This is a genomic window from Spiroplasma ixodetis (assembly GCF_059729505.1).
The window spans coordinates 397,576-410,704 of sequence record NZ_AP038353.1; the positions used below are offsets into that span (position 1 = coordinate 397,576).

Genomic DNA, 13,129 nt, shown 5'->3' on the forward strand with positions numbered 1-13,129 from the left:
TAGAATTAAAATAATACTTGCAAAAAATAGCAGTTGTTGCTATTAAAACTAATAAAGATCAGCGGAAAATAACATTAATAGCAGGTTGATTAGACAATATTGCAAAAATAATTCATGTTATTGCTGATAGTACAAAAATAATATACATATATAATGATAATGATTTTGTATCTCTGGTGCTAATTATTTTAAAACTTTGGGGAATTAAAACAATAATATTTAAAATTACTCCAATTCAAGATAAAATATTAATTGTAAGTTCCATATCTTTCTCTCCTAAATTCTTACTATATTTTAGTATTCCAAGTAATAGGGGCTTTGCCCCTCGTTGCTTCGCAACTCACCCCAGCGGGGCTAAACCCCGCGGCCAACCCAACAAAAGGTTCTTTGTTGGTTCCGGCCATTTTTTTTAATTTTTATCTCTCTTTTTCTTTAAAATATTATCTAATTTATCTAAACCAGAAGATTTAATATCATTATAAGTCATATCAATACTACTTGCTTCTTTGAGATGTTTCTTAGGTGACAATTCACTTTTAAGTTCATGCACATAATGTAATGCCCTAGAATTATACCTTTTCAATCAATATCTAGGAAAAAATAAAGTCATAGTCATTGCTTCACCACTATAAATTGGAGGCATTATACCTTTCTTAAACATTTTCTTGGTTTTACGTCGTGAAAATACTACTTTATTATAATCATCAATATTAGTATATAAATTAATATTAAATACAACAAAAAATAATAAAACACGCATTTTTTTAACTTGAACAACATATTCCACTTTTTCTCTTGCTTGTACTGGTATTCTATTATGGTGTTGTTCAATCAAATACATTGTACCATTAAACATATGACCTATTAATTTACAAAATTGTCCTAAACTTTCTTGTTGATTTTTAAATTGCATTCCTAAATCATTAGAATTTATTTTTAATGCTAATTCATCTAAAATTATTAAATCTTCTTCCTCAAAAGCATAATTACTTGCTAATTGATTAAAAGTAAAAACATCATTATAATTTACTAAATAAGAATAACCATTTTTTAATTTAATAGGAAAAGGACTAACTACTCTTTTCTTATGAGTTTGTGCTAGACAACAAGCAAGAGCAGATTTTCCAGTACGTGGTGGTGCTGAAATAATATAACTACCAACTCGTTTTAAAATTTTAACATTACGAATAGTTATAAAAATTGGATAAATAATCATAATTAAACCTATAACTAATAACACATAACCATATCAAGGCATAATAAACTCCTAACCTACAATTAAACTAATTGCTCTAATAAATAATCATAAAGGTATAATATTTTCTATTCCACTAACAATATCAACATTTAAAGCAGTACTAATAGTATCTGAAAAAATATGTCGTAATAAACTATCTGTGATAAAAATAAACTATCTTAATGGTTCAACTGGTAAAACTTTACAAACAAATCCATAAAGTACTCATCTAAAAGCATTACGTAAATGTCCAAAAACATCATATCAACTAACACGATCATAATCAGGGTTAAAAGGACTATTTGGCGGTACTGTTGTTACTTTGTCGCTTGAAAAAATATTAATCTAACCAAATGAAACCTCCGGCGGAATAGTTAAATTTGTAGTTCCATGAATATCAAAAAATACAGTTAAATGTCTTAAATTTGGAACACGAACTGTCATAGTAACAAAATTATACAAATCTTGCATATAAACATCATTACCAATTGTTCCTTTAAAAATATATTTTGTATAACCAACATAATCTAAAAAACTAAAAGCAAAATCACCAGTAAATGTAAAAAAAGCCTCATAATTAAAATAAAACATAAAACCTTGAATATAAAAACTTAAAAGTTTATCAATTTCAAAATTTAATTCAAAACGTAAATTTAAAGGTTTAACTCAATGATTTAAGTTATGAATAAGAAGTCGATTTTTTTACCATATTGAACAAAATTATGATTAAACATAATACGAGAAATATCATCTAACTGATATCTCCTAAAAGAATAAACACCAGTTCCAGTATTAAGTGTTATCTTTTTAACACCTACAACATCACTTTGATATTCAACATCCAAATCATTATCTAAACCACCTATAATTTCGCCACTAACTAATTTTAAATCCGGTTGGTCAACATCAAAATAAGCATAATTTCATGGAATAGTTGCTCAATCATTAAAATCATTATACTTAACGTGTTTAATCATTTCTTTTTTAATATCATAATTAACAACATCATGGTCATTTGAAGCAATTAAACTAGTAGGTGCTTGAACAGAAGTATTTACAACAAAAAAAATTTAGCAAACTTAAATCACATAATTATTTACCAATGAAAATTTTTAAAACTATTCAAAAACCATAAAATATAATAAATCCAATAAAAAACTGTGTACCATAAACTACTAAATTTCATAAAATAGTAGTAAATTGGTCAATTGGAATTCCTATAAACATAGTTCAATAATCAACAATACATTGATGTATTTTATTATAAATTTCTAAAACACTCATACTTAACACCTACCCAAGCAATGACTTAAAAATGAATTTAATACTACGATAAATAAAATTAAAAAATAAACCTAATACTAACCAAAAAGTCAAATTATAAAGGAAATATAAACTTCATTAGTGATATTTGGTTGATTTAAAAATACACCAATATCATTATTAGAAAATATAAAAATTAAATGCAATATACTATTCACAAAATTATTCATCATAATTAATCTTCTTTCTTTTTATTTTTCTTTCTAATAGAACTAGCAACTCTTTTACCCAATTTTTTAGAACCTCTACTAATTTTTGAAAATCCTTGTCTAGTAGAAACTGGTTGAATATCAATACTTAAAAACACTGACATAGCAAATTTAATTAAAAGAATAAAAACTACAAAAGTACCTAAATTAAAGCCTAAATCTGCCATTGGTAAATTTCAAAATTTCATAAAAATTTGTCCAAATAGTTCTAAAACTTTTGAAATAAAAGCAACACCCATAACTGATTACTTCTATATAATTTTTAATAACTTTAAAATTAATGAAAAAGTAAAAACAACTAAAATTATTGCTAATAGTGGTACTGGCATAGAAACTATTTGTTGTGAACTATCACCAAAAATAAAACTTTTAATAACCAGAGATAAATTATGTAAACCAGAAAAATCAATAATATAACTTTGCAAAATATTTTGCACAATATTATTTAAAGAAGGTAAAAGTTTACCTAATAAAGGAAAAACAAAAATTATTGCAAAAAATAATTTAATCATAACTATTACCTCCTAAAAACAATGGATGGGTTACACTTTATTGGACACTAATTACGTAGACAAGTGAACAAATTAGTTAAAAGAAAGGAGTTATAATTATGGCCAATATTAATTCATATTCAGATGAATTTAAAAAATAAATAGTAGATTTATATCAAAGTGGTAAGTCAGTGTCTTGTCTTGCTAAAGAGTACAATGTTACAAGAGCAGCTACTTATAATTGAATTAAGCAATTTACTAATTCATGCAGTTTTAAAACCAAAGATAACCGTTCTGTTGAAGAAAATGAATTAATTAAATTAAGAAAATAATTAAGACAATTAAGAATGGAAAATGATATTTTAAAGCAATCAGCACTAATAATAGGCATAAAATAGAAATTATTACTAAATTTTGAAATTTTCTCTCTAATTTTTGTTTTTCATATCTTTTTCTTTCAACTTTTAAATCATTCTTTTTAATAAATTTATTTTCTTTTCTCTTAAAAAATCAATTTGTTATTTTATTTTTAATATTATTTAATGGAATACCAATATAACCCACAACAATACCAATTAAGATAGATACTGGTTTAGTTGCAACAATTCCTAAAACTATAATGCTAGGAATTAATCCTAAAAATATACTAAATGTAATACATCCAGTTAATGCCATAAATTTTAAAATTCATCACATATATATTTTCACTTTAAACACCACCTAGTGTATAAGCATAAGAATAATCTCGATTTAAACTTGCTCTATCTAAATTAATCTCTGACATACTATCATCATTTAAATCAACATCAACCACCATACCGTCATCTGTACTTTGATAATCATTAACACTGCCATTAATTAATCTTGCTCTTTCATCAGTAAATACTTCTTGTAATTCTGTATTATTATGTGTATTTCCTAATGGCAACAATAACTGATTTATAATCTCACTTGCGCCGGCAATAATCGTAGGAATAGCAAAATTATTATTAAAATTATTATTAATTCCGATAGCAACACCACTACTAATCAAACAACCATCAGTTCCCATATTTACTATCTTTCTTATATTTTGAAATTTATTAGGTATTAACTCAGTTAAACCACTAATAACATTCGCTATACCAAAACTAGTTAAAGATATATAAGTATCTCAATCTACAAAAGAAACATCAATTATCGGTTTAACAGTTGTAAATGGTGGATACGTTGGTTTAGGCGGTTCAATTAGTCAAGGTGGTCAAAAATATGGTTCATCTCTTAATAAAGAAACTGACTTATCTACATACCGAACAAACTTAGCATAATTAATTATGGAAATTATCCCCACATGTACTTGTGGAGGAAAAAATGAATTGAAATAAATTCAATAGCATATTTCAAAATGAAAACGATTGTTTGAAATATATAGCGAAGTTGAAAGTAATGAAATGTATCAGGTGTGCTTCTTCTAGTTTGAATGTTTCTGATTTAAAAAGAATAAGATGTTTGAAATGTCATCAAACATTTAGTATTCTTCATGATACTATTTTTCACAAGTCACAAACACCTTTGACATCTTGGTTTTATCTCATCTTTAGATGAATAAACACAAAGCATGGTATACCATCAACAGATGTTGCAAGGGAATTGGGTGTGACATATAAAACAGCTTGAAGAATGGGTCATGAAATCAGAACTAGAATTTGGAATCAAGATGCAGGGTTCATTGATGATGGCACAGCACAGATGGATGAAATGTATCTTTCACATGTAGGTTTTATTCAACAAGGATCTTCCTTGTTGAATAAAACCTTGATTGTTGGAGTTTATGAGAAAACCAGCAACAAACTAATTGTGAAAGTATTGAAAAAAGCAGATGAGAAAAACCTTTTATGATTTGCATTGAAACACATTTCTACTGGGTGTTGTCTATTTACGGATTATTTGAAGGGATATGGAAGTTTCAAAAACTTCTATCACAAACATGAAATCGTAAATCATGAAGTTGGGTATGTGTCATCAACAGGTGTAAACACAAACCAGATTGAATCTGCATGAAAACACATCCGACGAACTTTCCGAACACACATAAAAGTTTCAAAACACAATATTCATTTATATGCAAAAGAAGCTGCATATAAATTCAATAAGATACCTAGTTTTGAAACTATAATTTTGTGTTTGATTTAGATACATGTGGGGATAATTTCCTAGATAAAAGCCAATTAATATATGGGAGGAAAAATGAGCAGAAATAATAGTATTATAAAATTTAATGAGAATGAATTAAAAATTATTAAAGAAAATATACATTCAATTTATAACAAGATTTTAAATACTTCCTTTAAGCGAATGTTTATAAGCAATGTATATAAAATTATTGCTTATATTATTTTGGCATTAGGTTTTTTTTACTATTATGTTAGGGATAATTTTTCTGAGTAGTTTATTACCTGAAAAAGTGTCTAGCACATTTTATTTAGTAATAGTTATTATTGCTATTATTTTTATTTTAGTTGGAACATTGTTAGTAACAGTTGGACAAACTTTTTCCAAAAAAATAAAACGAGAATTTTTAGAATATAATATTAATTATTTAAAAATGGCAGTTAATTCTACTTTTAAAGCAGTTGAAATTACTAATGTTACTAATAATTTTACCATTGTACCACAAAAATTCTTAGTTATTGGTAGTGATTTTAATCATCGTGTTTGAACTGAAAAAGTTATTATTGTTAGTATTAATGATAAAAATTTTAATTGTGGAACAACGTTAGAAAAAATTACTAGAACTTACAAGACAGGAAAAACTACAACTACTAGTACTACATGTAATCGATATCTTTATTTTACATGTTTAATTGATATGCAAGATGTAATAACAACGATTGTTCCTGAAACATTAGGTTCAAGAATTATGGGTTCAAATCGTGGTGATCAACTTGAATCAGCAGCATTTGAAAAGTTATTTGCTCTTGATTATAGTGATCCAATTAAGTTAAGAAAGTTATTAGTACCAAAAGTAATGAGCAAAATGGTTGATTTAGCAAATACACAAGAAAAAATACCACGTATTTATATTAATAAAAATCAAGTCACTCTAATGTTTCATTATATGAATATTGGTTCTGATAATAGTTCTACTGCTAATTTATTAAATTTAGTTATTGCTAATAGTGAAAAAAAATTATTAGAAAATATTGTTGAAATGTTAAATTTTACATTAGATATTATATTAAACTCTTATCAATGAGTAGTAAGTTTAGATTTAGTTAACGAACTAATGTTTAAATAGTTTTAGTTATTTTTTAGTTCAACATTTAAAAAAAATTTCATTTTTATTGTTTGTCAAAATTAAGTTTGATGAATACTTATATATATAGCTAACTAAATTAATGTTTACTCATAAATAATGTAAAATAATAATATGTAATTTAAACAGTTTTTGAATTTAAAAGTACAATTCAGCAATATTTAAAATAGATTAGGAAGATTAAATTATGCCAAAACCATACAGTGAAGACTTACGAAGAAAAGTAATAGAAGCCTATGAAAGTAAAAACATGAAAATTAAAGAAATTTGTAAATTGTTCAATATTACTAGAAAGACTTTATTCTTATGAAGAAAAAGAAAAAAAGAAACTGGGCATATAAAACCAATTTTAAATTATCAAAAAGGACATAGCCACAAAATAAAGGATTTAGATGAATTAAAAAATTATTTAGCGCAAAATAAAGATGTTACAGTTCAAAAAGTGATTGAAAAATTTGGTGATATGACTAAAGAAACAGTTTATAACTATTTTAAAAAACTAAATTATACATATAAAAAAAACTTTTCTATATGAACAAAGAGATAAAAATAAACAAGAAGATTTTTTAAAAGAAATAACTAAAATAATGAATGAAGATTTAGTATATATTGATGAATCTGGAATTGATGATAATGAATTTTATAAATATGGTTGATCTGAAAAAGGTAAAATATTATTTGATAATAAATCCGCATATAAAATAAAAAGAATGAGTATAATTGTTTCACTAAATAAAGGTAAATTAAAAGCTCTATGAGCATTTGAAGGACATTGCAACAGTAAAATTTTTGAATCATATGTAAAAAATATACTAATTCCAGTATTAAAGCATGGACAAATTATAGTTTTAGATAATGCAACGTTTCATAAATCTAAATTAACACAACAATTAATTGAAAATGCTGGATGCAAACTATTATTTCTTCCACCATATTCTCCTAATTTAAATCCAATTGAACATTTTTGATTTGCTATAAAACATAATATAAGAAAAATATTACCAAATTATTGACCAAATATTAAAAAAGCAATTGATTTTGTTTTTCAAGATATAAGTAAACATTACTTTAGTTAGCTATATATATTAATGTTAAAATTTAAAAATAATCATATGAAAAAATTGTTGTAAGAATACAGAAATATTATATAATTATCTTAGAAAAATTTAATAATTCAAAAGAAAAAGGTAAAATTAAATATCAATTATTACTACTAAATGTTACTTATCATTATCTAAAAAAGAATATCCAAACATATTATTAATAATTATTTATCAATGTGGTAGATAAATTTAAATAAAAATAAAATTCTATAAGAATATTCTAAGTAAAAGAAAACTAGTAAAGTCAATATAATGAAGAATAACGTATTGAAAGTACTAATTTTATAAAATAATGATGAAAAAAAGACAATATAAAAGATGAGGGGAGAAATATTATGAAAAAACTACTAAATATCTTAAGTTCTATTATTTTAAGATCAATAACAAGCACCAGTGCTATTAGTTGTGGTAAACCAGACTTTCCAATTGTAAAAAAAATGATATTTCATATAAAATAAAAAAATGTATTAATTTAGAAGAATTATCTGCAAATACAAAATCAGATTTCTTGGCTAAATTAGAAGAAAAAATAAGAACATTACCAAATTTAAGCACGATAACAGCTAGTGATTATGATGTTTATAAAGCAGGAACTACAATAAATATACAAGATAGTGATATTAATAATTCCTTAGTTTTAAAGGTTAAAATTGCAGCTAAAGGAGAAAATTTTACTGGAAAAAAAGACAATATTACAGTTAACTATATTCTTATAGATCAAAAGATTAATTTAAATATAAATGATTTAAAAAGAACTTTAGAGTTTACAAAAAGCATAACCACTACCCGGGCTTGCATATTGTACTATTCGTTATCAAATTGAGAAGTCATCATGAGGTATTTATAAAAATACTGGTGAAATAAAAAATGATAAAAGCATATTAATTTCTATTTGAACTAATGAAGGGGAACAATTAGCAGATGATAGTATCGTTAATTTGGCTAATATAAGCAATATTGATATAAAAATTAAAGTAACTGCTAAAAATAAGGCATTTGCAAAATTTGATTGGATAACAATAAGTAATTTAAGTATCATTGAAGATAGAAATGATTTATCTATCTTCCCAGCAGAGATTAATTTTAAGTGAGAAAATACTGATCAAATTATTGAAAATTTTAAGGAACAATTAGTTTATGAGTTGAGTGAAACAAAACCTAGTTTGATACGTTTAAAGTTAGAAGATGTAGAAATTACTAAAATTGATGGTTCTCAAATAATAAGTAATGATATTAATGCAGGAATATTAGACATAAAAATAACTGTTAAATCAAATTCACGACTTTTTAAAGGTGAAAAAAATATAAAAGTAAATATAATGATTTTTTATACTTTCAAAGGATACATGAATGCTTATTCTTTAGCGATGAGTAATAATAAAAGTGATTGATATATAAGTACAGAAGTTCAAAATAGTTACAATAGCAAAGTTTATAAAAATGGTCAAGAAATAGCTCATTTAGATTCACAAGTTTTTTCATTGGTAGCAGTGGGTAATGATTGATATGCCAGAACACAAACAGATTTAGTTGAAGGTAAGATTTATAAAAATGATCAAGAAATATCTGATTTATGAGCACCTTTTGATTTATATGTTTGTGAAATTGGTTCATTAGTAATTAATGATAATTATTTATTTGCAGCAAACACTAATAGTAATAATAAAGTATACAAGATAAAAATATCATAATTTTTTAAAGATACTAAAAAAGTTTCTTTATTTAATAGTTGAAAAATTAAATATTAAAAGTGATTGGGAATTCCCAATCACTTTTAAATTTAGATTATTAATCTTGTCATTTTAATTTGCGAGCAGCAATTCCCATAAAAATTGCTAGTATTATTAAACTAATACCTCCATATAAATACATTTCTCATGTCATTTTAAATGTTCCATTTCAACATTCAAAGTAAGGCAAAGTAGAGTATTTAAATGGTGAGAAATAACTAATAATATTTAATACTTTACTACTTGTAATTCAATCAATAGGCATAATTGAGCCACTTAAGTAAGCAACAGGTAAATATAATACGTTGGCAACAGCAATAAATGAAGTAATAGTCTTAAATAATGATGCTAACATTATTCCTAAACCAATAGTAGTAATAAAAATAATAATAATTCATGGAATCGAAGCACCAATTTGAGTAGGAAGAGCAATAACACTTCATCCATACGTACCACCAAAGTAAATGCCACCTCATAATAATGTTCATAAGAAAGAAATTATTGAAGCAAATAAACCGATGATAATTACAGCAGTAACAAAAAATAAAGGATGAATATTAGTTGTACCAATTCTTTTTAGTAATACAGATAATTTAAATTCAATAATTGTTTGAGGAATAATAAATATTCCAACTGAAATAATATTAACAATCGCAATACCAGCAATCATTTGTTTAACGGCAGTAATGGTACCAAAAACATCAGCACCAGTATGCCGTATTGATTCTCCTTGAATTCCCAAGATTAGAATTGGATAAACAATTAGAAAAAATGGGACAAAGAAGCCTTTTAGATAATATTTAAACATTAAATTCAATAACGGTTTTTGTTTAGAAGGGTGTGTTTTTGCGGCATTTACAATTTTGTTTGGATCTTGCTGATCTTTTTTCTTAGATAATGCTTCTTTTTCTGCAGCAATAGTAGGTTTTTTATATTTTTGAAATTGTTGAGATGTATAGTTATGAACTGAACCATATTCTTTAACAACCTCTTCAACAGTCCGTTTTTCAATAATGTCACCATCGTGCATATAAATGATACGTGTACAGAAATTTTCAATTTCACTCATGTTATGAGTAACTAAAATCATTGCTACATTTTTTTCAACAATATTTTTTTGTAAAAAATCAAATATTTCTTCTTTAACTTCAATATCTAAACCAGTTGATACTTCATCTAAAATAACCAAGTCAGGTTTATGAATAACACTTAATAATATATTAAGTCGTTGTTGTTGACCACCAGATAGAAACATAATATTTTTATTTTTAGCAGCTGATAATTGATAGGTATTTAATAATTCGTTTAATTGACCAACATTGATTTCGATATTAAATGTTTCTAAATAATAAGTAAGCATATCCATAATAGTAATTCCTGGTGGATATTTTGATTCTTGAAATTGGAAACCAATAACAATACCTTCTTTTTTTTCAATAATTCCTGAAGTTGCATGTCTAATACCAGCAATAATTTCTGTCAGTGTTGACTTACCACTACCATTTGCACCAATGATTCCAATTCGCTCACCAGCTTTAATTTGAATATTTAATTTATTTAAAACCGTTTTATCACCGTATACTTTAACAATGTCAGTAGCATTAATTAGAAAGTCACTATTTTTAATTATTTTTTTATGTGTTGTTTCTGTTAAATTTGTTTTGGTTTCTTTTTCTAACATTTTTTATTTCCTCTCCTTTCAATCTAAACTACTATTTTCACTATCTAAATTTGGTTCTATTAGATCATTATATATCATCTTGCTGCCGTTAACAATTAAAATATGAGTAAATCATTTTTATGGATGGGTATGTGTCATCAACAGGTGTAAACACAAAGCAGATTGAATCTGCATGAAAACACATCAGACGAACTTTTCGAACACACATAAAAGTTTCAAAACACAATATTCATTTATATGCAAAAGAAGCTGCATATAAATTCAATAAGATACCTAGTTTTGAAACTATAATTTTGTGTTTGATTTATATACATGTGGGGATAATTTCCTAGATAGGCTTTTATCTCCATTTATGTGATAAAATTTAAAAATAGTACATAAAGGGATAAAAGCCATTTAAATTTTTAATTTTAATAAATTTAAAAATTTGTATAGTATTTTAATTATTATTTTTATATTTTCATTTTTATAAATTTATCTTTACATTTAATTAAAAATAGTGTATTATATTTAAGTTGTTGATTAATTCGCAATTTTATTTTAAGATATAATTGATAAAAAAATATCAAAAAAAGTTGTTGATGATGTCAAAGAAATAAATAATATCATGAAATTATTTGACAACTTTTAATTTTAGAAAAATTAGATGAATTAATACTTTAAAATGTAAGTAAGTATATTATATATAAATAATAAATAAAACTAATCCTTTTTTAAAATAATCCTCTTTTAGAGGTTATTTTTCAGGTTATAATTATCATTTTTTCTAAATTTATTAAAAATTTATTTTTAAGGAGAAATATATGAGTTTTACAGAACTAAATTTAAAACAAGAATTAACTGCTGCTATTGCTAAATGAGGTTATATTACCCCAACACCAATTCAAAAGAAGACAATTCCAGTTTCTTTACAAAAAAAAGATATTATTGGAAAAAGTCATACCGGAACCGGAAAAACTGCTGCCTTTGTCTTACCTATATTACATAATTTAGATATAAAATTATATCGTAATCAAGCCATTATTGTTTGTCCAACTAGAGAATTAGCAATCCAAGTTGCTAAACAAGTAAAAAAATATGCTTATTTTTTAAATGGCGTTAATGTTGCTTTATTATGTGGTGGTGTTAATATTAGAAATCAATTATATGATTTAAGAACTAGTAACATAGTTGTTGGAACACCAGGAAGAATTACTGATCATATTAATCGTGGTAGTTTAAGATTAAATTCAATTAAAACATTAGTTTTAGATGAAGCAGATGAAATGTTAAAAATGGGATTTAAAAAAGATATTGATTTCTTATTTGAAAATTCACCTCAAAATATTCAAACTGTTCTTTTTTCAGCGACAATGTCAAAACCAGTTTTAAAAATTGCTGATGATTATCAAAATAATCCAGTTAGTATTAGTGTTGAAGATGAAAGTCAAAAATTACAACAAGCAAATATTAAACAATATTATTTTAATTGTCGTAATATAACAAAAGAAACTGCATTAGTTGCTTTATATCAAAAATTACAACCACAATTAAGTATTGTTTTTTCAAATACAAAAGCTTTTACTAACAAAATCGCACAATTATTAGAACAAAATAATATTAAATGTGCTGTTATTAACGGTGATAAAAGTCAAAGAGAACGTATGGCAGCAATGAGACAATTTAAAAATGGTAATGTTAAAGTACTAATTGCTACTGATGTTGTTGCTAGAGGAATTGACATTAATGGTATTGATTATGTTTTTAATTATGATATTCCACGCGAATATGAATACTATACTCATCGTATTGGTAGAACAGCTCGTGCTGGAGCACAAGGCACTGCTATTACTTTAGTAAGTAATAGAGTTCAATATAATGAAATTCAAGAAATTCAATATTATCAAAATCACGAAATTACTTTACTAGATACTACAGGTTGAGATTTACCTAAAAATGTTGTTAAAGTACCGACTAAATTAAATTTTTCATCTCATAACAATAGAAATGATTTTAAACGTAATGTTGATAATAATTCAAAATGAAAAAGAAAACCAAAATATTAAAATTATTCATTTTTT

At 24.9% G+C, this 13,129-nt stretch carries 20 protein-coding genes; 11 read left to right on the forward strand and 9 right to left on the reverse strand.

The features are described from left to right. The first annotated feature begins 17 nt into the window (after positions 1-17). Positions 18-413 carry a hypothetical protein gene (locus tag AC6I4F_RS02660; protein ID WP_497874256.1) on the forward strand — a complete coding sequence of 132 codons (396 nt, stop codon included), beginning with the start codon at positions 18-20 and terminating at the stop codon, positions 411-413. On the opposite strand, the gene AC6I4F_RS02665 is transcribed toward AC6I4F_RS02660, so the two are convergent. The 6 genes from AC6I4F_RS02665 to AC6I4F_RS02690 all read right to left on the reverse strand — a co-directional run bounded on the left by AC6I4F_RS02665 (position 410) and on the right by AC6I4F_RS02690 (position 3,281). Beyond that, complete coding sequence (locus AC6I4F_RS02665) at positions 410-1,258, reverse strand: hypothetical protein (RefSeq protein WP_497874257.1); 849 nt, start codon at positions 1,256-1,258, stop codon at positions 410-412. The two genes, AC6I4F_RS02660 and AC6I4F_RS02665, sit on opposite strands and share 4 nt — an antisense overlap. Positions 1,259-1,582: 324 nt before the next feature. Next, the gene (locus AC6I4F_RS02670; protein WP_497874258.1) at positions 1,583-1,828 is read right to left on the reverse strand and encodes a hypothetical protein; all 246 of its coding nucleotides are present in this window, start codon (positions 1,826-1,828) and stop codon (positions 1,583-1,585) included. Positions 1,829-1,911: 83 nt separating this feature from the next. After that, on the reverse strand, positions 1,912-2,214 hold the full coding sequence (locus tag AC6I4F_RS02675) for a hypothetical protein (protein WP_497874259.1): 303 nt from the start codon (positions 2,212-2,214) through the stop codon (positions 1,912-1,914). 115 nt (positions 2,215-2,329) lie between these two features. After that, a complete protein-coding gene (locus AC6I4F_RS02680) occupies positions 2,330-2,521 on the reverse strand; it encodes a hypothetical protein (RefSeq protein ID WP_497874260.1) in 192 nt (63 codons plus the stop codon). Positions 2,522-2,735: 214 nt separating this feature from the next. Next, positions 2,736-3,008 carry a hypothetical protein gene (locus tag AC6I4F_RS02685; protein ID WP_497873258.1) on the reverse strand — a complete coding sequence of 91 codons (273 nt, stop codon included), beginning with the start codon at positions 3,006-3,008 and terminating at the stop codon, positions 2,736-2,738. Positions 3,009-3,020: 12 nt separating this feature from the next. Next, positions 3,021-3,281, reverse strand: a complete 261-nt coding sequence (locus AC6I4F_RS02690; protein WP_497874261.1) for a hypothetical protein — start codon at positions 3,279-3,281, stop codon at positions 3,021-3,023. A 170-nt stretch (positions 3,282-3,451) separates the two neighbouring features. Here AC6I4F_RS02690 and AC6I4F_RS02695 point away from each other — a divergent pair, with 170 nt between their 5' ends. Then, positions 3,452-3,592, forward strand: coding sequence for a hypothetical protein (locus AC6I4F_RS02695; RefSeq protein WP_497874262.1), 141 nt, complete (start codon positions 3,452-3,454; stop codon positions 3,590-3,592). On the opposite strand, the gene AC6I4F_RS02700 is transcribed toward AC6I4F_RS02695, so the two are convergent. Together AC6I4F_RS02700 and AC6I4F_RS02705 are read right to left on the reverse strand one after the other, a co-directional pair. Next, positions 3,576-3,968 carry a hypothetical protein gene (locus AC6I4F_RS02700; RefSeq protein WP_497874263.1) on the reverse strand — a complete coding sequence of 131 codons (393 nt, stop codon included), beginning with the start codon at positions 3,966-3,968 and terminating at the stop codon, positions 3,576-3,578. The two genes, AC6I4F_RS02695 and AC6I4F_RS02700, sit on opposite strands and share 17 nt — an antisense overlap. A gap of 1 nt (position 3,969) precedes the next feature. Beyond that, positions 3,970-4,590 (reverse strand): hypothetical protein, encoded by a 621-nt coding sequence (locus tag AC6I4F_RS02705; protein ID WP_497874264.1) that lies wholly within the window; start codon positions 4,588-4,590, stop codon positions 3,970-3,972. Between the two features lie 20 nt (positions 4,591-4,610). Between AC6I4F_RS02705 and AC6I4F_RS02710 the strand changes: the two genes are divergently transcribed. The 7 genes from AC6I4F_RS02710 (at position 4,611) to AC6I4F_RS02740 (ending at position 9,349) form a co-directional block, all read left to right on the forward strand. After that, positions 4,611-5,432, forward strand: a complete 822-nt coding sequence (locus AC6I4F_RS02710; RefSeq protein ID WP_497874265.1) for an IS1595 family transposase — start codon at positions 4,611-4,613, stop codon at positions 5,430-5,432. A 271-nt stretch (positions 5,433-5,703) separates the two neighbouring features. After that, the gene (locus AC6I4F_RS02715) at positions 5,704-6,537 is read left to right on the forward strand and encodes a DUF3137 domain-containing protein (RefSeq protein WP_497874266.1); all 834 of its coding nucleotides are present in this window, start codon (positions 5,704-5,706) and stop codon (positions 6,535-6,537) included. Between the two features lie 205 nt (positions 6,538-6,742). Next, entirely contained in the window at positions 6,743-7,102 is a 360-nt protein-coding gene (locus AC6I4F_RS02720) for a helix-turn-helix domain-containing protein (RefSeq protein WP_497874267.1), read from the forward strand. A gap of 40 nt (positions 7,103-7,142) precedes the next feature. After that, on the forward strand, positions 7,143-7,631 hold the full coding sequence (locus tag AC6I4F_RS02725) for an IS630 family transposase (RefSeq protein ID WP_497874268.1): 489 nt from the start codon (positions 7,143-7,145) through the stop codon (positions 7,629-7,631). A 362-nt stretch (positions 7,632-7,993) separates the two neighbouring features. Next, on the forward strand, positions 7,994-8,116 hold the full coding sequence (locus tag AC6I4F_RS02730; RefSeq protein WP_497874269.1) for a lipoprotein: 123 nt from the start codon (positions 7,994-7,996) through the stop codon (positions 8,114-8,116). A 50-nt stretch (positions 8,117-8,166) separates the two neighbouring features. After that, entirely contained in the window at positions 8,167-8,505 is a 339-nt protein-coding gene (locus AC6I4F_RS02735; protein ID WP_497874270.1) for a hypothetical protein, read from the forward strand. 91 nt (positions 8,506-8,596) lie between these two features. Continuing rightward, complete coding sequence (locus AC6I4F_RS02740) at positions 8,597-9,349, forward strand: hypothetical protein (protein WP_497874271.1); 753 nt, start codon at positions 8,597-8,599, stop codon at positions 9,347-9,349. A gap of 97 nt (positions 9,350-9,446) precedes the next feature. On the opposite strand, the gene AC6I4F_RS02745 is transcribed toward AC6I4F_RS02740, so the two are convergent. After that, positions 9,447-11,069, reverse strand: coding sequence for an ABC transporter ATP-binding protein/permease (locus AC6I4F_RS02745; RefSeq protein WP_497874272.1), 1,623 nt, complete (start codon positions 11,067-11,069; stop codon positions 9,447-9,449). Positions 11,070-11,188: 119 nt separating this feature from the next. Between AC6I4F_RS02745 and AC6I4F_RS02750 the strand changes: the two genes are divergently transcribed. Both AC6I4F_RS02750 and AC6I4F_RS02755 read left to right on the forward strand, forming a co-directional pair. Then, positions 11,189-11,401, forward strand: coding sequence for a hypothetical protein (locus tag AC6I4F_RS02750; protein ID WP_497874273.1), 213 nt, complete (start codon positions 11,189-11,191; stop codon positions 11,399-11,401). 471 nt (positions 11,402-11,872) lie between these two features. Next, positions 11,873-13,114, forward strand: coding sequence for a DEAD/DEAH box helicase (locus tag AC6I4F_RS02755; protein WP_497874274.1), 1,242 nt, complete (start codon positions 11,873-11,875; stop codon positions 13,112-13,114). Positions 13,115-13,129 lie beyond the last annotated feature (15 nt).